Annotated in this window: 17 protein-coding genes; 7 read left to right on the top strand and 10 right to left on the bottom strand. The window is 70.5% G+C overall.

What is annotated here, in order from left to right; translation table 11 throughout:
• Positions 1–26: 26 nt before the first annotated feature.
• The 3 genes from ACFT7S_RS23480 to ACFT7S_RS23490 form a co-directional block, all read right to left on the bottom strand.
• Positions 27–1,484 (bottom strand): ABC transporter permease, encoded by a 1,458-nt coding sequence (locus ACFT7S_RS23480; protein WP_382734971.1) that lies wholly within the window; start codon positions 1,482–1,484, stop codon positions 27–29.
• Positions 1,485–1,653: 169 nt separating this feature from the next.
• Complete coding sequence (locus ACFT7S_RS23485) at positions 1,654–2,922, bottom strand: Ig-like domain-containing protein (RefSeq protein WP_382734973.1); 1,269 nt, start codon at positions 2,920–2,922, stop codon at positions 1,654–1,656.
• A 238-nt stretch (positions 2,923–3,160) separates the two neighbouring features.
• Positions 3,161–3,604, bottom strand: coding sequence for a hypothetical protein (locus ACFT7S_RS23490; RefSeq protein ID WP_382734974.1), 444 nt, complete (start codon positions 3,602–3,604; stop codon positions 3,161–3,163).
• Between the two features lie 108 nt (positions 3,605–3,712).
• Here ACFT7S_RS23490 and ACFT7S_RS23495 point away from each other — a divergent pair, with 108 nt between their 5' ends.
• Positions 3,713–4,042 carry a hypothetical protein gene (locus ACFT7S_RS23495; RefSeq protein WP_382734976.1) on the top strand — a complete coding sequence of 110 codons (330 nt, stop codon included), beginning with the start codon at positions 3,713–3,715 and terminating at the stop codon, positions 4,040–4,042.
• Positions 4,043–4,058: 16 nt separating this feature from the next.
• Here ACFT7S_RS23495 and hutH read toward each other — a convergent pair whose 3' ends face one another.
• From hutH to ACFT7S_RS23520, 5 genes are all read right to left on the bottom strand, one after another.
• Positions 4,059–5,609 carry a histidine ammonia-lyase gene (gene hutH, locus ACFT7S_RS23500; RefSeq protein WP_382734978.1) on the bottom strand — a complete coding sequence of 517 codons (1,551 nt, stop codon included), beginning with the start codon at positions 5,607–5,609 and terminating at the stop codon, positions 4,059–4,061.
• Between the two features lie 99 nt (positions 5,610–5,708).
• Positions 5,709–6,863, bottom strand: a complete 1,155-nt coding sequence (locus ACFT7S_RS23505) for a diguanylate cyclase domain-containing protein (protein ID WP_382734980.1) — start codon at positions 6,861–6,863, stop codon at positions 5,709–5,711.
• 122 nt (positions 6,864–6,985) lie between these two features.
• The gene (locus ACFT7S_RS23510) at positions 6,986–7,798 is read right to left on the bottom strand and encodes an enoyl-CoA hydratase/isomerase family protein (RefSeq protein WP_382734982.1); all 813 of its coding nucleotides are present in this window, start codon (positions 7,796–7,798) and stop codon (positions 6,986–6,988) included.
• A 104-nt stretch (positions 7,799–7,902) separates the two neighbouring features.
• Positions 7,903–9,105 carry an adenylate/guanylate cyclase domain-containing protein gene (locus tag ACFT7S_RS23515; protein ID WP_382734984.1) on the bottom strand — a complete coding sequence of 401 codons (1,203 nt, stop codon included), beginning with the start codon at positions 9,103–9,105 and terminating at the stop codon, positions 7,903–7,905.
• A gap of 240 nt (positions 9,106–9,345) precedes the next feature.
• Entirely contained in the window at positions 9,346–10,206 is an 861-nt protein-coding gene (locus ACFT7S_RS23520) for a biotin--[acetyl-CoA-carboxylase] ligase (protein WP_382734985.1), read from the bottom strand.
• 197 nt (positions 10,207–10,403) lie between these two features.
• Here ACFT7S_RS23520 and ACFT7S_RS23525 point away from each other — a divergent pair, with 197 nt between their 5' ends.
• The 4 genes from ACFT7S_RS23525 (at position 10,404) to ACFT7S_RS23540 (ending at position 13,109) form a co-directional block, all read left to right on the top strand.
• A complete protein-coding gene (locus ACFT7S_RS23525) occupies positions 10,404–11,984 on the top strand; it encodes an acyl-CoA carboxylase subunit beta (protein WP_382734987.1) in 1,581 nt (526 codons plus the stop codon).
• Between the two features lie 14 nt (positions 11,985–11,998).
• Positions 11,999–12,205, top strand: a complete 207-nt coding sequence (locus ACFT7S_RS23530) for an acyl-CoA carboxylase subunit epsilon (RefSeq protein ID WP_382734989.1) — start codon at positions 11,999–12,001, stop codon at positions 12,203–12,205.
• Between the two features lie 129 nt (positions 12,206–12,334).
• On the top strand, positions 12,335–12,463 hold the full coding sequence (gene mmpB / locus ACFT7S_RS23535) for a morphogenic membrane protein MmpB (RefSeq protein ID WP_256668981.1): 129 nt from the start codon (positions 12,335–12,337) through the stop codon (positions 12,461–12,463).
• 34 nt (positions 12,464–12,497) lie between these two features.
• Positions 12,498–13,109, top strand: a complete 612-nt coding sequence (locus ACFT7S_RS23540; protein WP_382734991.1) for a nucleoside triphosphate pyrophosphatase — start codon at positions 12,498–12,500, stop codon at positions 13,107–13,109.
• A gap of 13 nt (positions 13,110–13,122) precedes the next feature.
• Here the strand turns inward: ACFT7S_RS23540 and ACFT7S_RS23545 are convergent, their stop codons facing one another.
• Complete coding sequence (locus ACFT7S_RS23545; protein WP_382735032.1) at positions 13,123–13,617, bottom strand: hypothetical protein; 495 nt, start codon at positions 13,615–13,617, stop codon at positions 13,123–13,125.
• A gap of 356 nt (positions 13,618–13,973) precedes the next feature.
• On the opposite strand from ACFT7S_RS23545, the gene ACFT7S_RS23550 reads away from it, so the two are divergent.
• Entirely contained in the window at positions 13,974–15,728 is a 1,755-nt protein-coding gene (locus ACFT7S_RS23550) for an acetyl/propionyl/methylcrotonyl-CoA carboxylase subunit alpha (RefSeq protein WP_382734993.1), read from the top strand.
• A gap of 244 nt (positions 15,729–15,972) precedes the next feature.
• Complete coding sequence (locus tag ACFT7S_RS23555) at positions 15,973–16,584, top strand: TetR/AcrR family transcriptional regulator (protein ID WP_382734995.1); 612 nt, start codon at positions 15,973–15,975, stop codon at positions 16,582–16,584.
• A 5-nt stretch (positions 16,585–16,589) separates the two neighbouring features.
• On the opposite strand, the gene ACFT7S_RS23560 is transcribed toward ACFT7S_RS23555, so the two are convergent.
• Entirely contained in the window at positions 16,590–17,564 is a 975-nt protein-coding gene (locus tag ACFT7S_RS23560) for a DeoR/GlpR family DNA-binding transcription regulator (protein WP_382734997.1), read from the bottom strand.
• Positions 17,565–17,707 lie beyond the last annotated feature (143 nt).

Consider the following 17,707-nt stretch of genomic DNA (forward strand, 5'->3'; position numbering starts at 1 on the left):
ACGGACGTTGGGTTCGGGTACGGGCGTTACTCGACGCGGCGCAGGGCGTCCGCAGGGCGGAGCCGGGAGGCGCGCCAGCCGCCGAAGGCGCCCGCGACGAGTCCGCCCGTCACCGCCAGTCCGACGGCGATCAGGATGATGGAGAGGGAGACCGGTGCGGTGAGCGCGATGTCGAGGGTCTTGGACGCCGTCTGACGGCCGGCACCGCCGCCGCCCATGGGGCCGCCGCCCATCGCGCCGCCGCCACCGCCCGAGGAGCCGAGCTGGGCGGTGAGGGTGGGGCTGACGGCGGTCACGGCGTACGCTCCGCCGAGCCCGACGGCGATACCGAGGACGCCGCCCATGAGGCCGTTGACGAGCGCCTCGCCGACCACCTGCCGGGTGACGCGGCCGCTCTTCCAGCCGAGCGCCTTGAGGGTGCCGAACTCCCGTACGCGACGGCTGACCGCCGAGGACGTGAGCAGGCCGGCGACCAGGAACGCGGCGATCAGTACGGCGATCGAGAGCCACTTGCCGACGCTGGAGGCCAGGTCGGACGCGGTGGAGAGGGAGCCGGAGACCGTGTCGGCCAGGTCCGCGGACGTGGTGACCGTGGTGCCGGAGATGTTCTTCTGGATGGCGGACTTCACGGCGTCGATCTGCTGCGAATCGGCGGCCTTCACATAGACGGTGGTGACCTTGTCCTTGGAGGAGGACAGGGTCTGCGCCTGCTTCAGCGGGACGTAGACGTTGGCGGCGGCGTCGCCGCTGTCCGCCGTCGAGACACCGATGATCGTGTACTTGGTGCCGGAGATCGTCACGGTCTTGTCGACCGCGAGCTTCTTCTCCTTGGCGTACGAGGCGTCGACGACCGCGACCTTCGCGTCCGTCTCGGCGGCCTTGAAGGTACGGCCCTTGGTGATCGCGGAGGAGGTCAGCGGACCCAGGTCCTGCTGGGTGACGTCCGTGCCGTACACGGTGAAGGAGTTGACGTCGAAGGAGGCGCCGCCCCCCTGTACCTCGCCCTGCGGCTGGCCCGAGCCGCCCCCGGGTCCGGACCTGCTGTCCTGCGCGGCACTCTCGTCCTGCTTGAACTCACCGCGCTTGAACTGGCCGTCGACCTTCATGACGGTGAGGCTCAGTCCGCCGACGGCGTCGGCGACGCCGCTCTGTTCGGCGACCTTGTCGACGGTGGTGGCGGCCAGGGTCTGGAAGCCCTGGACCATGACCCGGTCGGTGCTCTGGGTCGAGTCGTCGCCCTTGGCGTCGAACTCGAACCGCGGACGCTCGGTCGTGGAGCCCTGAGCGGCGGCGGCCTTGGTGACGGTCATGTCCGTACCGAGGCCGTACAGCGATTCCAGGACCTTGTCCTGGGCTTTCGTCATGCCGGATGACACCGAACTGACGATGATGACCAGCGCGATTCCCAGGGCGAGCCCCGAGGCGACGACCAGCGCCGCCTTTCTGCGGCGGCGCAGCTCGCGCCGGAGGTAGGTGAAGAACATGGCGCGAAGCTACGGAGCGGGTGTGATGGTGGGTTAAGGCCACGATGAGAGCGCCATGAGAACCTCCACGGGCGCCCGACACCCGCGGATACGCCGAAGGCGGCGGCACCGGAAATCCGGGGTGCCGCCGCCTTCGTACGGGGGGGGGGGAGAGATCAGCGGGGAGGGATCAGGCTTGGGAGCCCGCCGTCCACTCGGCCCAGCTCATGTTCCAGCCGTTGAGTCCGTTGTCGGGCGCGATGGTCTTGTCCGGGGAGTTCTTGACGATGACCACGTCGCCGATCATGGAGTTGTTGTAGAACCAGGCCGCGGGCGCGTTCGCGTCGCCCGCGCCCTTCACGTCGGCGAGGCCCACGCAGCCGTGGCTGGTGTTGGCGCTGCCGAACATCGACTTGGCGCCCCAGTAGTTGCCGTGGATGAAGGTGCCCGACGTGGAGAGCCGCATGGCGTGCGGCACGTCCTTGATGTCGTACTCGCCCTTGCCGTCGTCGTCGGTGAAGCCGACCGTCGCGCCGTCCATCCGGGTCTCCTTGAACTTCTCGGAGATCACCATCGCGCCGTTGTACGTCGGATTGTCCGAGGAACCCGCGGAGATCGGGACGGTCTTGATGGTCTTGCCGTCCTGGGTGACGGTCATCGTCTTCGTCTGGACGTCGACGGTCGAGACCTGGTTACGGCCGACCTTGAAGGTGACCGTCTTCTCCTGCACACCGAAGACGCCGTCCGCGCCCTCGACGCCGTCGAGCTCCAGCTTCAGCGTGACGGTGGAGCCGCCCTGCCAGTAGTCCTCGGGGCGCAGGTCGAGCCGCTGCGAGTTGAACCAGTGGCCGGCGACCTGCTGGCCGCTGCTGGACGTGACGGTGATGCCGTCCTGGACGGCCTTCTGGTCGGTGATCGCCTTGTTGAAGTTGATCGAGACCGGCATGCCGACGCCGACGGTGGAGCCGTCCTCGGGCGTGAAGTTGCCGATGAAGCTGTTGTCGGGCGAGACGGTGGTGAAGGAGCTGTTCTCGTGGGCCTCGCGGCCCTTGGCGTCCTTCGCGGTCGCATTGATCTTGTACGTGGTCGAGCGCTCGAGCTGGCCGCTGGGCACCCAGCTCATGCCGTCAGCGGCGAGGGTGCCCTCGACGCTCTGGCCGGCCGACGTGGTCATGGTGACCTCGGTCAGCTTGCCCTTGGTGACGGTGACCTTGGCGTCCTTGTTGATGCTCGCGTTGGTGGCACCGTTCTTCGGCGCGATCGTTATCTGCGCCTCCGAAGCTTCCTTGGCCGCCGCTTCGTCCACCTGAGCCTGCGACTTCTTCGAGCTCTCCGCACTCGGTGCGGCGCCGCCGCCTTCGTCGCTACAGGCCGAGAGCACCAGTACGCCGCCGAGCAGTGCGGACACGGCCGTGAGGCCCCTGCGCCGCTTGCTGTCCGTCATCACACGCTTCTCCATCGTTGCCGATTCCCCAAAATCCCCGAACGGGACCGCCTGCACGGCGATTCCCCGTCAATGTTCCAGAACACCCGAAACGGGTGGTCGGTTCCACATCCTCCGAAGATGTGGGGAACACCACTCACCGACGCGGTGACATCGGCGCCGGTTCCCGCCACCGGACACGTAACTGTCGGCACGTGACCGGCCCCGGTCCGCCGTCGGATGCGGACCGGGGCCGGGTTCTCACACCTCTGGCCTACCGTTCCACGCCGGCACGCTCGCCATCGCCCTGCCCATTGTCCTCGACCTCGCCGTCCTCACCGGCGCCCTCGAATCCGTAGCCGCTCTCGTCGTCGTCCTCGCCGCCGTCCCAGTCCTCGGACCAGTCCTCGGCGTCGGGGTCGTAGATGACTGTCTCACTGCTCCAGGACGCCTGGGCGAGTTCCACGCCCGGCACCTCGCTGACCAGGTCGAAGGGATCGACGAGTGAAGCAAGGGCCTCCGCACCGTCTTCCCGGACCGTGGCCTCGGCATGCGTACGCTCCTCGGCCGATTCGCCCGGGGCGAGCTCGATGCCCGCTGCCGCGTACTCGGCGGCGATGCCCGCCAGGGCGCTGCCGGTCAGGGCTTCGGCGTCGGTGATCTCCAACACCATCTCCACGCGAAGCCGAACAAACCTGGATGTCTCTGAAGTGGTCATACGCGGGAGCGTAAGGCTCCTGGAGTCCGCGGCTTTCCCCCGACCCGCTGCTTTGCTTAGCATCGGCCCACGGGGCTAACTGATGGTTGTCGCAAGGGGATCGATTCTGTGTCCATCGCTCGTCGCACGCTGCTGACCACCACCGCCGCGGGCACCCTGCTCTGCGCCCTGTGGTTCGTTCCCTCCGCCAACGCGTCCGGCGGAAATCATGCGCACGACGCCGCCGCCGGCTCCGCACGGGACCAGCCGGCCGCGCCCGCCGGGCAGGCCGACGCGGACACCGTGCTCGCCGACGCGGACACCGTGCTCGCCGACACCGGGGCGGGGGTCGACACCACTCCGTATCTGATCGGCGGCACGGCGTTCCTGCTGATCGGCGCGGGTTTCGTCACCTACTCGGCCCGGACGGGCCCGCTCGGGGCCCGTCCGGCGGGCTGAGCGCTGAGACTCTGCCCTAGGCCAGCGTTCCGGTGACCGGCTCCACGGCCGCGACCAGCTTTCCTTCGCGTACGAAGGCGTCGGCGCCGGCCAGGTCGGGGGAGAGGAACCGGTCGGGTCCCGGGCCCTCCACACCGGCCGCGCGCAGTGCCTCGATCGCGGCGAGCGAGGCGGGCGCGGGGGTCAGGCCCTGGGCGGCGCGCAGCTCGACGGCGCGGGTCGCGGCGTACATCTCGACGGCGACGATCCTGGCCAGGTTGGTGACGGCGGTACGGAGCTTGCGCGCCGCAGACCAGCCCATGGAGACGTGGTCCTCCTGCATCGCCGAGGACGGGATCGAGTCGGCGGACGCCGGGACGGCGAGCCGCTTCATCTCGCTGACGAGGGCGGCCTGCGTGTACTGGGCGATCATCAGGCCGGAGTCGACCCCGGCGTCGTCGGCCAGGAACGGCGGCAGCCCGTGCGAACGGTTCTTGTCCAGGAGCCGGTCGGTGCGGCGCTCGGAGATCGAGCCGAGGTCGGCGGCGACGATCGCCAGGAAGTCGAGTACGTACGCGACGGGGGCGCCGTGGAAGTTCCCGTTGGACTCGACCCGGCCGTCCCGGAGCACGACGGGGTTGTCGACGGCGGAGGCCAGCTCGCGTTCGGCGACCACGGCGGCGTACGCGAGGGTGTCGCGTCCCGCGCCGTTGACCTGCGGAGCGCAGCGCACGGAGTAGGCGTCCTGGACGCGGGGCGCGTCGTCCTGGTGGTGACCGGTGAGGCCGGACCCGGCGAGCACCCGCAGCATGTTGTCGGCGCTGGCGCCCTGGCCGGGGTGCGGGCGGATGGCGTGCAGCTCCGGGGCGAGGACCTTGTCCGTGCCGAGCAGCGCCTCCAGGGAGAGGGCGGCGGTGATGTCGGCCGAGGTGTAGAGGTTCTTGAGGTCGGCCAGGGCCATCACGAGCATGCCGAGCATGCCGTCGGTGCCGTTCAGGAGGGCCAGGCCCTCCTTCTCGCGCAGTTCGACGGGGGTGATGCCGTGGGCGGCGAGGAGCTCGCCCGCGGGGCGCACGACGCCGTCGGGGCCCTCCGCGTCGCCCTCGCCCATCAGGGTCAGGGCGCAGTGGGAGAGCGGGGCGAGGTCGCCGGAGCAGCCGAGCGAGCCGTACTCGTGGACGACGGGGGTGATGCCCGCGTTCAGCACGTCGGCCATGGTCTGCGCGACCTCGGGGCGTACGCCGGTGTGCCCGGAGGCCACCGTCTTCAGCCGCAGGAACATCAGGGCGCGGACGACCTCGCGCTCGACGCGGGGGCCCATGCCCGCGGCGTGCGAGCGCACGATGTTGCGCTGGAGCTGGGCGCGGAGCTCGGGGCTGATGTGGCGGCTGGCGAGGGCGCCGAAGCCGGTGGAGACGCCGTAGACCGGCTCCGGTTTGGCGGCGAGCGCCTCGACGATCTCGCGGGCGGCGGCAAGCGCGTCCACGGCTGCGGCCGAGAGCTCGACGCGGGCGTCCGCGCGGGCCACGGCGATGACGTCCTCGGCGGTGGTACCGGACGTCCCCACCACGACTGTATGCATATCCATATTCAGAAGCCTACGGACTGAATCCCTTCATGTCACTAGGGAAGGCCCCCAGTGAATGTCACGAGTGGTTATCCGGTTGACCCCTTACCGGCCCCACGCTCAGGGACGGTTGCCGCGCAGCCTGCGCCGGTCGTGGGCCGACTTCGGCGGGGAGTCGGCGAGCCGGATCACCTCGCCGTCACGCCCGGCCACCACCGGCTTCGCGGAGCGCGCCGCCTTCGCCCGGTACTGGGCCGCGTCGGCGAGCCGGAAGAGCCTGCGCGCCGAACGCAGCGGGCCGATGGGGTCGCCGGTCGACGCGACCCCGCAGGCGACCCCTTCACCGAGTTCGAGCACGGCCGCCCGCTCGCAGAGTTCCGTGGCCACCCGGACCACGTCGTCCGCATCGGGTCCGAGGGTCAGCAGACAGAACTCGTCACCGCCCAGCCGTGCGGCCAGAGCACCGGGCAGCATCGCGCCGCACAGGGACAGCACCGAGCCGAAACGTTCCAGCAGACGGTCACCGACCGCGTGCCCATGGGTGTCGTTGACCGCCTTCAGGCCGTTCAGATCGCAGACGACCAGGCTCACCACGGTGCCGTCGGTGCGGTGCCGCTCCACCGCCTCGTCGAGCCGGATGTCGACGGCCCGGCGGTTCGCGAGGCCGGTGAGCGGATCGGTGAAGGCCAGCTTGCGCACCTCCTCGAGCCGCTCCGTCTGAGCGATCCCGGCGGCGACGACGGCGGCCAGGACCGTTGCGAAGTCGGCGTCGTCCCGGTCGAACACCAGCCGCCCCGCCGAGCGCGCGACGTACAGCTCGCCCCAGGCCCGTCCGTGCAGCACGATCGGCGCCACCACACAGCAGCCCCGTCCGCGGCGGCGCAGGGCGGCGACCCGCTGATGGCAGAACGGGCGTGCGCCCCGTGCCGGAGCGCCCTCGGCCCGGGTGCCGTCGGCGGTCTCCACCCAGGCGTCCGGCTCACCGCCGCCCGCCCAGCGTTCATGGAGGAACTCGGTGATCTCCGGGAACTGGTGGACGGGGTACGCCTCTTCCTCGGGGAACTCCTCCTCCCCCTCGGCGCGTTCGCCCGCGTTCACCAGCACCCGCAGCCGTCCGCGATCGCGCTCCCACACGGAGAGCGCGGCGAAACTGCCGTCCAGCGCCTCGCACGCTCTCAGCGCCGCCGCACGCCACGACTCCCGCGGGGTGTATGCCGCGGCCATCGACTGCGCAAGCGAAACCACGGCCCGTAGCCGCGCATCATCACCACCCATCGCTCCAGCTTATGTAGCTTTGTGGTGATTTGATCAGTTCAGGACGTGAATGATCTACGGTTCGCCCAGAAAAATGGCGGCCCGTCATCACTCACGGTCACTGCTGCCCCGCCCGTCGCCGCTTACTCCCCGGGCCAGTTCGGCTTCCGCTTCTCGTTGAACGCGGCCACACCCTCCGCGCGGTCCCCGGAGAAGGCCACCGACCGCCAGGCCGCGTCCTCCACCTCCAGACCCGCCCGCAGATCGAGCCCGTGCCCCAGCCGCAGCGCCCGCTTGGCCGCGCGCAGCCCCACGGGGGAGTTGGCGGCGATCCGCCCGCCGAGCGCCAGCGCCTCGTCCCGGTCCCGGCCCGCCTCGACCAGCTCGTCGACGAGTCCCAGCTCCCGCGCCTCGGCCGCCTCCACCCGCCGTGCGGTGAAGACCAGCTCGGCCGCGCGGGCCGCCCCGACCCGGCGGGGCAGCAGCTGCGTACCGCCGCCGCCCGGAATGACGCCGACCGACACCTCGGGCAGTCCGACCACGGCCGTGCGGTCGGCCACGATCAGATCGCAGGCGAGCGCCAGCTCGAAGCCGCCGCCGAGCGCGAAGCCGTGCACCGCGGCGATCGTCGGCATCGGCAGTTCCAGTACGCCGGTGTAGGCGGCGCGGGCGGTGGGCCGCTGCCGCACCAGCTCGGCGTCGGTGAAGGAGTTGCGCTCCTTGAGGTCCGCGCCCACGCAGAAGGCCCGCTCGTGGCTGGAGGTGAGCACGGTGACCCGTACCCCGCTGTCCGCGCCGAGCGCCGCGCAGGCGGTCCCGATCGAACGGGCCATGTCCGTGGACACGGCGTTCATCGCCTTGGGCCGGTCGAGCACCAGCTCCGCCACGTGCTCCTGGCCGACGTGGCGCCGCACGACGACGAATTCCCCGTACCGCTGCTCGGACATGACGGTCATATGACTGCACCCCTCCGGTAAACGAGCTCGACAGTTAACGAGCGTTACCGGGCGATCCTAGAGCGCACCTGCCCCCGGGCATACGGGAGCGAGCCGAGCGTCCGTCAGGACGAGGAACCCGGTGTGCCGCGCCGGGCCAGCAGCCACGGCTCCACGACCCCGAGCCCGCGCACCGGCCGCTGCCACATCGGCTGGAGACCGAAGCGGTAGCGGGGCAGGGCGGTCTCCTCGGGCTCCCGGCCCTCCTTCTCGGCCAGCCGCGCCCGCTCGGCGGCCGCCGCCGCTTCCTCGGCCGCCTGCGCCTCGGAGGCGGGGGCGTCACCGGTACGCGTGAGTTCCTTGGCGAACGCCCCGTCGACCAGTACGGCGTCCTTCGGAGCTATCGAGGTGAGCCGGCTGGCGAGATTCACCGTGGTCCCGAAGACATCGCCCATCCGGGTGGTGACCGTGCCGAAGGCGATGCCGACGCGCAGCGCGGGCATCGTCTCGTTCTGGGCCATCGCCTCGACCAGCCGGAGCGCTATCTCGGCGGCCGTACCCGCGTCGTCGGCGGCGAAGAGCACTTCGTCGCCGAGGGTCTTGATGAGCCGTCCGCCGTGGGCGGCGACCAGGTCGGCGGCGGTCGTCTCGAACGCCTCGACCAGCTCGCCGAGCGCCTCCTCCTCCAGCCGCCGGGTCAGCCGAGTGAACCCGACCAGGTCCGCGAAGCCGACGGCCAGCCGGCGGTCGACCATCTCCTCGTCGTCGGCCGCCTGCACGACCCGGCCCGTCGCTGCGGCGAGCTGCCGCCGCCACACGTACACCAGGAACTCCTCCAGCTCGGGCAGGAGCAGCTCGACCAGCGGATACGTGACCTCGGTACGGGTCATCCCGGGCTCCGGGGGCTCGGTCAGCCCCTCCAGGAAGGAATCGATCTGCCATTCCGCCAGCCGGGCGGTGGTCTGCCCGGTGGAGCGCGCCACCTGGATCGCCATCGGCTCGCTGAGCAGCCCCGCCTCGACGAGTCCGGCGAGGCGGCGCAGTGCCAGCACGTCGGCCTCGGTGAGCGCCTTGGCCTGGCCGATGTCGGCGAACCCCATGGCACGCCAGAACCGGGACGCCAGGTCCATGGAGACGCCCGCGGTACGGGCCGCCTGGAACGGCGTATAGCGGCGATCGGCCCCCAGGATCAGCTGTTCCAGCCTGATCGCCAGGGGGTCGTCGGTCGGCTCCGCCGTGTGATCGACTTCGTGATGTGGTGTCGCGTGGACCGAGGAGTCCGACGGGGGCTCCTCGCCCGCGCCCGACGTCGTGTCGTCGACGGTCACCAGCCGCCTCCTGCCCGTTCCCTGCGCACTGCCCTGCCGATCTGTCGCTGGATCGCCTCAACGATACGGCAGATGTGCCCTACCTCACGTCGTTGAGGCGCCCGGCTCCGTGTCGAGGTGCGCCGGGGGCGTGAGTGGTTGCTGTCGTGGGTGGGCTTCCAAGGGGATACCGGCGATACCCCGGATTCGGTGCCGTGGCCGCGAACGTTCACCGGGGTCCGCCCGACAGGCGTTTTGTCCTCAGTCTCCGGACGGGCTCGAAAACAGGTGCACGATGTCGCCCGCCGACACCGGCTCCTGGAGCCCGTCGCCGGTGGACAGGACGAGGCGCCCGTCGCCGTCGACCGCGACAGCTTCGCCGACAAGGGAACGGTCGCCGGGCAGCTCCGCCCGTACGGTCCGGCCCAGCGTGGCGCAGCCCGCCGCGTACGCGGTCTGGAGCCCGCTCGTCGCGGCGTCGCCGTCCGCCGCGCGCCACCTCCCGTACCACTCCTCCAGCCCCCGAAGGACGGCTCGCAGCAGCGTCTCGCGGTCGGTGGACACCGCCCCCGCCAGGGCGAGCGAACCCGCCGCGGGGACGGGCAGTTCGTCGGCGCGCAGCGAGACGTTGAGCCCGATGCCGATGACGACGCCCTCCCCCGCGCGCTCGGCGAGGATGCCGCCGGCCTTGCGTTCCGCGCCGTCGATCGTGACCAGGAGGTCGTTGGGCCATTTCAGTACCGTGTCGACGCCCGCCGCCTGCGCGAGGGCGGTCGCCGTCGCGACCCCTGCGAGGAGGGGCAGCCACCCCCAGCGGTGCACGGGCACGTCGCCGGGGGTCAGGTAGACGGAGAAGAACAGTCCCGAACGCGGCGGCGCCGTCCAGGTCCGGTCGAGCCTGCCGCGCCCCGCGGTCTGCTCCTCGGCGACCAGCACGGTGCCCTCGGCCAGGCCGTCCGCGCGCGCGGCGAGATCGGAGTTGGTCGAGCCGGTCGTATCCACCACGTCGACCGAGTTCCACAACGAGTCCGGCCGAAGCAGCCCGCGGCGCAGCGCGGCGACGTTCAGAGGCGGCCGGTCCAGGTCCGACCAGCGGTTGTGTGGCGCATCGGAAGGTGTCATGCAAGCCACCCTAGGTGTGGGGAACGACGCACTGCCGAACGGTAGCGGCGCCGATACGCTACGAGTCAGTAGCAACCCGGCCGTCGAGCCCGTGGCCTGTCGACCCCGCGTCCCCCACGCGGTCGCGCACGTCCCGGCCGAGCACCGCTGCTGAACGTTCTAGCCGTCCCCGTGACCAGGCAGGGAGCCGCCACCCGATGTCCGAGCCGCAGAGCGACATCCACACCACCGCGGGCAAGATCGCGGACCTGCAGCGACGTATTGACGAAGCCACGCACGCAGGCTCCGCACGCGCCGTGGAAAAGCAGCACGCCAAGGGCAAGTTGACCGCCCGCGAGCGGATCGGACTCCTGCTCGACGAGGGCTCCTTCGTCGAGCTCGACGAGTTCGCCCGGCACCGCTCCACCAACTTCGGCATCGAGAAGAACCGCCCGTACGGTGACGGCGTCGTCACCGGCTACGGCACGGTCGACGGCCGCCCCGTATGCGTGTACTCGCAGGATTTCACAATCTTCGGCGGCTCGCTCGGCGAGGTCTACGGCGAGAAAATCGTGAAGGTGATGGACTTCGCGATGAAGACCGGCTGCCCGGTCATCGGCATCAACGACGGTGGCGGCGCCCGCATCCAGGAAGGTGTGGCCGCGCTCGGGCTGTTCGCGGAGATCTTCCGCCGCAATGTCCACGCCTCCGGTGTGATCCCGCAGATCTCGCTGATCGTCGGACCGTGCGCGGGCGGCGCGGTCTACTCCCCCGCGATCACCGACTTCACGGTCATGGTCGACCAGACCTCACACATGTTCATCACGGGCCCGGACGTCATCAAGACCGTCACCGGCGAGGACGTCGGCTTCGAGGAGCTGGGCGGCGCCCGCACGCACAACACCACCTCCGGTGTGGCGCACCACATGGCGGGTGACGAGAAGGACGCCATCGAGTACGTCAAGTCCCTGCTGTCCTACCTCCCGTCCAACAACCTCTCCGAGGCGCCCACGTTCCCGGAGGAGGCGGACCTGGAGACGACGGACGAGGACCGCGAGCTCGACACGCTCATCCCGGACTCCGCGAACCAGCCCTACGACATGCACACCGCGATCGAGCACGTGCTGGACGAGGGCGAGTTCCTGGAGACGCAGGCCCTGTTCGCGCCGAACATCCTCACCGGCTTCGGCCGTGTCGAGGGTCACCCGGTCGGGATCGTCGCCAACCAGCCGATGCAGTTCGCGGGTTGTCTGGACATCAACGCGAGCGAGAAGGCCGCGCGCTTCGTGCGGACCTGCGACGCGTTCAACGTCCCCGTCCTGACCTTCGTCGACGTCCCCGGCTTCCTGCCGGGCGTCGACCAGGAGTACGGCGGGATCATCCGCCGCGGCGCCAAGCTGATCTACGCCTACGCCGAGGCGACGGTCCCGCTGATCACGGTCATCACCCGCAAGGCGTTCGGCGGTGCGTACGACGTCATGGGCTCCAAGCACCTGGGCGCCGACCTCAACCTGGCCTGGCCGACCGCACAGATCGCGGTCATGGGCGCGCAGGGCGCGGTCAACATCCTGCACCGCCGCACCATCGCGGCCGCCGAGGATCAGGAGGCCACCCGCGCCGAGCTGATCGCCGACTACGAGGACGCCCTCCTCAACCCGTACGTCGCCGCCGAACGCGGCTACGTCGACGCGGTGATCATGCCGTCCGAGACCCGCGCCCACATCGTCAAGGGCCTGCGCCAGCTCCGCACCAAGCGGGAATCCCTGCCCCCGAAGAAGCACGGCAACATCCCCCTCTAGAGAGGACCCAGGCCATGATCAAGGTCGTACGGGGCAATCCGACCCCGGAGGAGCTGGCCGCCGCACTGGCGGTGGTCCAGGCGCGCGCCGCGGCGGCGGCTGCCGTGTCGTCCGGCGCGCCGGTACCGCCCGAGCAGTGGTCCGATCCGGGCCGCATCGCACGCCGGGGTGCAATCCGGCCCGGTCCGCGCTCCTGGGCGCGGACGTACTGGCCCGTCTGAGCACCCGCACGCCTTAGGGCCTGTCCGGCCCTGATCCGCCGGACAGGCCCTAAGCCCCGTCCGTACTGCTGTGATGCCTGAGTACCTGTACTCAGGCATCACAGCAGTCACGGCAGCAGGATCGTTTCCATGCTGTGGTCCGATCCCGAGAACGAGCCTCCCAAGGAGCTCCGCGACGCGCAGGCGATGCTGCGCCGCGCGGGTCTGTTGCTGGCGCTCGCCATGGTGATCGCCATGTTCGTCCTCGGCACCCGCTGACTCGCTATCCGCCGGCTTGGTGGTGCCTTCTACGATGGCCCGTATGACTGATCAGCGCCGCCTCGTCCTCGCCTCCGCCTCCCCCGCCCGTCTCGGCCTCCTGCGCCAGGCCGGTTTCGCGCCCGAGGTGATCGTCAGCGGTGTCGACGAGGACGCGCTGACCGCACCCACCCCCGGCGAGCTGGCGCTCGTCCTGGCCGAGGCCAAGGCGGCTGCCGTCGCGGCCCGCCCGGAGGCAGCCGGCGCCCTGGTGATCGGCTGCGACTCGGTCCTCGAGCTCGACGGCGACGCACTGGGCAAGCCCGCCGACAGCGAGGAGGCCACCGCCCGCTGGAAGTCCATGCGCGGCCGGGCCGGTGTGCTGCGGACCGGGCACAGCGTGATCGACACGGCGAGCGGTCGTACGGCCTCCGCGACGGCGTCCACCGTCGTACGGTTCGGCGAACCGTCCGACGCCGAGATCGCCGCCTACGTCGCCTCGGGCGAACCGCTGCATGTGGCGGGCGCGTTCACGCTGGACGGCCGCTCGGCACCGTTCGTCGACTCCATCGAGGGCGACCACGGCAACGTCATCGGGCTCTCGCTGCCGCTGCTGCGCCGGCTGCTCGGCGAACTGGGTCTCTCGGTCACCGACTTGTGGGTCTGAGGACCGGACCGGGTCAGACGGACGCCGGAGCTCCGGCGCCTTTTCCCTGCCCGTCGCCCTGCCCGTCGCCCTGCCCGTTGCCCTCGCCCGGTACGGAGCCGGTGTTGTCGTCCGCGGCGTCCTCCGGGCCGTATCCCAGCAGGGTCAGTACGAGCAGCGCGAGCACGGCCATCATGAACGCGAACGCGGACCAGCCGACCAGGCCCACCGTGAGGGCGCCCAGCACCCCGTGCACGACGGCGCAGCCGATCAGGGCGATCCGGCCGGCACGGCCCGGCGCCCGGTCGCGGACCCCGGCCACCAGCGTGACGAGACCGCAGAGCACCAGCAGGAGCCCGGAGCCCCAGCCCATCACCCAGGTGCCCGTGGACATGGCCTCGGGGTCCATGCCCGCAAGGGACATCTTCTGGTTGTCGACGACCGTCGCGAGTACGGCGTTGATCAGCACGATCCCCACGGCTTCCCCGAACAGCACGAGCCCGGTCACCACGGCCACTGGTCTGCGTATCACCGCGCCCACCCCCTGTTACCTGTAGTACCTGCGATATCGCGGACCCTACTAACGGGTATTGGTTCGGACAAGAGGTCTGGCCGTCCTCACGCAACAGCAAAGAATCGCCCGGCGGTTCGTAGAGACCCCACAAAGAAACACCGGACGTCGTTGACTCTACGAACAGAGACCTGGACCACACCTCGTGGCTACTGTGCGGTTAAGGAACCCGGCGTAACGTGGTGCGACAAGGGATTTCACGACTTCAGCAACCCTCGAATCACACTCCGTGTGGGCAAGCTCACCAGTGGGGACGGGTCGTACGGCCGTGTCGGTAGTCCCTAAACTCAGCTTGTTTCAAGGAGGGAGTCATCGTGCGCAAGGTGCTCATCGCCAACCGTGGCGAAATCGCTGTCCGCGTTGCTCGGGCTTGCCGGGACGCCGGAATCGCGAGCGTAGCCGTCTACGCCGATCCGGACCGGGACGCTCTGCATGTCCGCGCGGCCGACGAGGCGTTCGCTCTGGGCGGTGACACCCCGGCCGCCAGCTATCTGGACATGGCCAAGGTGCTCCAGGCTGCCAAGGACTCCGGGGCGGACGCGATCCACCCGGGTTACGGCTTTCTCTCGGAGAACGCCGAGTTCGCCCAGGCCGTGATCGACGCCGGTCTGACCTGGATCGGCCCGCCGCCGCAGGCCATCCGCGACCTCGGTGACAAGGTCGCGGCCCGCCACATCGCCCAGCGTGCCGGTGCGCCGCTGGTGGCCGGCACGCCCGAACCGGTCTCCGGCTCGGACGAGGTCGTCGACTTCGCCCGCGAGCACGGCCTGCCGATCGCGATCAAGGCCGCCTTCGGCGGTGGCGGGCGTGGCCTGAAGGTCGCCCGCACCCTCGAAGAGGTCCCGGAGCTGTACGACTCCGCGGTCCGCGAGGCCGTCGCCGCCTTCGGCCGCGGCGAGTGCTTCGTCGAGCGCTACCTCGACAAGCCGCGCCACGTCGAGACCCAGTGCCTGGCCGACACCCACGGCAACGTGGTCGTCGTCTCCACCCGTGACTGCTCGCTCCAGCGCCGCCACCAGAAGCTGGTGGAGGAGGCCCCCGCGCCGTTCCTGAGCGAGGCGCAGAACGCCGAGCTGTACGCCGCGTCCAAGGCCATCCTCAAGGAGGCCGGTTACGTCGGCGCGGGCACCGTCGAGTTCCTCGTCGGCACCGACGGCACGATCTCCTTCCTGGAGGTCAACACCCGTCTCCAGGTGGAGCACCCGGTCACCGAAGAGGTCACCGGAATCGACCTCGTACGCGAGATGTTCCGTATCGCCGACGGCGAGGAGCTCGGTTACGGCGACCCCGCCGTGCGCGGGCACTCCTTCGAGTTCCGGATCAACGGCGAGGACCCGGGTCGCGGCTTCCTGCCCGCCCCGGGCACCGTGACCACCTTCCACGCGCCGTCGGGTCCGGGCGTCCGCATGGACGCGGGCGTGGAGTCCGGCAGCGTCATCGGCCCGGCCTGGGACTCGCTCCTGGCCAAGCTGGTCGTGACGGGCGCGACACGTGAGCAGGCGCTCCAGCGGGCCGCGCGTGCGCTGGCGGAGTTCAAGGTCGAGGGCATGGCCACCGCCATCCCGTTCCACCAGGCCGTCGTGGTCGACCCCGCCTTCACCGCCGACCCGTTCCGGATCCACACCCGGTGGATCGAGACGGAGTTCGTCAACGAGATCAAGCCCTTCGCCCCCGTCGGCGCGGACGCCGAGGACGAGGACGGCAGCCGCGAGACGATCGTCGTCGAGGTCGGCGGCAAGCGCCTCGAGGTCTCGCTGCCCGTCTCGCTCGGGATGAGCCTGGCCCGCACCGGTCTCGCGGCCGGTGCGAAGCCCAAGCGCCGCGCCGCGAAGAAGGCCGGTTCCGCGGCCTCCGGCGACACCCTCGCCTCACCCATGCAGGGCACGATCGTCAAGGTCGCGGTCGAGGAGGGCCAGGAGGTCAAGGAGGGCGACCTCGTCGTCGTTCTTGAGGCCATGAAGATGGAGCAGCCGCTCAACGCGCACCGCTCCGGCACCGTCAAGGGCCTGGCCGCCGAAGTCGGCGGCTCGGTCTCCTCCGGCGCCATGATCTGCGAGATCAAGGACTGAGCCGACCTGCTCCAGGGCCCCGCAGGAGTCACGCGACTCATGCGGGGCCCTCAGTGCCTGTCCGGCAGATCATGGCCGGGGCCACGGCGCGTCCTATCCGACCCTGATCCGCCGGACAGGCCCTCGGGCGTTCAGGGGTGCGCGAGGACGATGCGGAGGGCACCTCCTGTTGCCCGATGGCATCCTGGACCCGTGGGCGTACGCACGCAGGGGCGTACACCTGGGAGATGCGGAGGACTGCGCGATGGCGACGAGCACGGCACAGATGCCGGCACAGACCCCGGGACGGCCGATGCGCGCCGACGCGCGCCGCAACTACGACCGGCTGCTGCACGAGGCCCGTACATCCTTCGCGGAGCACGGCACCGATGCCTCGCTGGAGGACATCGCGCGCCACGCGGGCGTGGGCATCGGCACGCTGTACCGGCACTTCCCCAACCGCCAGGCGCTGATGTACGCGGTCTTCCAGGAGGCCCTGGCCGCCCTGCTCACCCGCTCCCGCGAACTGGCGGAGGCGGAGCACCCGTGCCGGGCACTGGTGGAGTGGCTGGGCACGATCGTCACGCACGCGGGTGAGTACCGGGGGGTTGCCCAGGCGCTCATGTCGGCGTCGCGGGACGAGACTTCGGCCCTTGCGCAGTGCAATGTGCCGCTGCGCGAGGCGGGGGCACGCCTGCTCGCCCGGGCGCAGGAGAGCGGCGCCGTGCGGGCGGACGTGTCGATCGACGACCTGATGCAGCTGACGAACGCCATCGCACTGGCCGCCGAGCAGTCACCGGACGATCCGGGTCTTGCGAACCGCCTGCTGGCGCTGACACTCCAGGGCCTGAAGGGCCCCCGTACGGAACGGGGCTGACGACCCTAGCGGCGTCGCAGGTCCGCCACCCTGGCCCGGTCGCCCGAGCCCTGGTCGGCCAGCGCCGCCGCGCTCCGCAACTGCGGTCCCAGGCCACCGGAACCACCCGTCTGTGTACGGCGCTGTCCCGGCAACGGCATGTCACGTCTGGCCTGGCGGCCGGGCGGAGCCCCCTCACCGGATGCGGACGCATCCGCGCCGGGACCGGCGATCGTGATCTCCACGCCCTGGTCCGCCAGGGCCTGGAGCTCGGTCGCGGCCCGCTCGTCGTGGACCGGTGGCTCGTCCGTGACCAGTCGGGTGATGAGGTCGGTGGGCACTGTCTGGAACATGGTGTCGGAGCCGAGCTTGGTGTGGTCCGCGAGGACCACCACCTCCGCTGCCGCCTGCACCAGCGCCCGGTCCACGCTCGCCGAGAGCATGTTGGACGTGGACAGCCCGCGTTCGGCGGTGAGGCCGCTCCCGGAGAGGAACGCACGCGAGACCCGCAGCCCCTGGAGGGACTGTTCGGCCCCGCTGCCCACGAGCGCGTAGTTGCTCCCGCGCAGCGTGCCGCCGGTCATCACCACTTCGACCCGGTTGGCATGGGCCAACGCCTGGGCGACCAGCAGTGAGTTGGTGACGACGGTCAGACCGGGAACCCGCGCGAGCCGGCGGGCCAGCTCCTGCGTGGTCGTTCCGGCGCCGACCACAATGGCCTCGCCCTCACCGACCAGACCGGCGGCCAGGTCGGCGATGGCCGTCTTCTCCGCGGTGGAGAGATGGGATTTTTGCGGAAAGCCGGACTCCCGCGTGAATCCGCCCGGCAAAACCGCACCGCCATGCCGGCGGTCGAGGAGTCCTTCTGCCTCCAGTGCCCGCACGTCCCGCCGTACGGTCACTTCGGAGGTCTGGACGACGCGGGCGAGCTCACGGAGCGATACCGCCCCGTTGGCGCGCACCATTTCGAGGATCAACTGACGACGTTCTGCAGCGAACACGGAACTGACAGTAACCTGGCCATCCGTTAGTTTTCAGCAGTTTGCGCCGAATTGCAGAAGTTGCACATGAATGGGGCAGCCAAGTGGTATAGGCGGCCCCACTGTTGTGACGGAGTCGTAAGAGACCGGACGGGAGCGGTCAC

The sequence above is a fragment of the Streptomyces sp. NPDC057136 genome, from assembly GCF_042670885.1.
GTDB lineage: Bacteria > Actinomycetota > Actinomycetes > Streptomycetales > Streptomycetaceae > Streptomyces.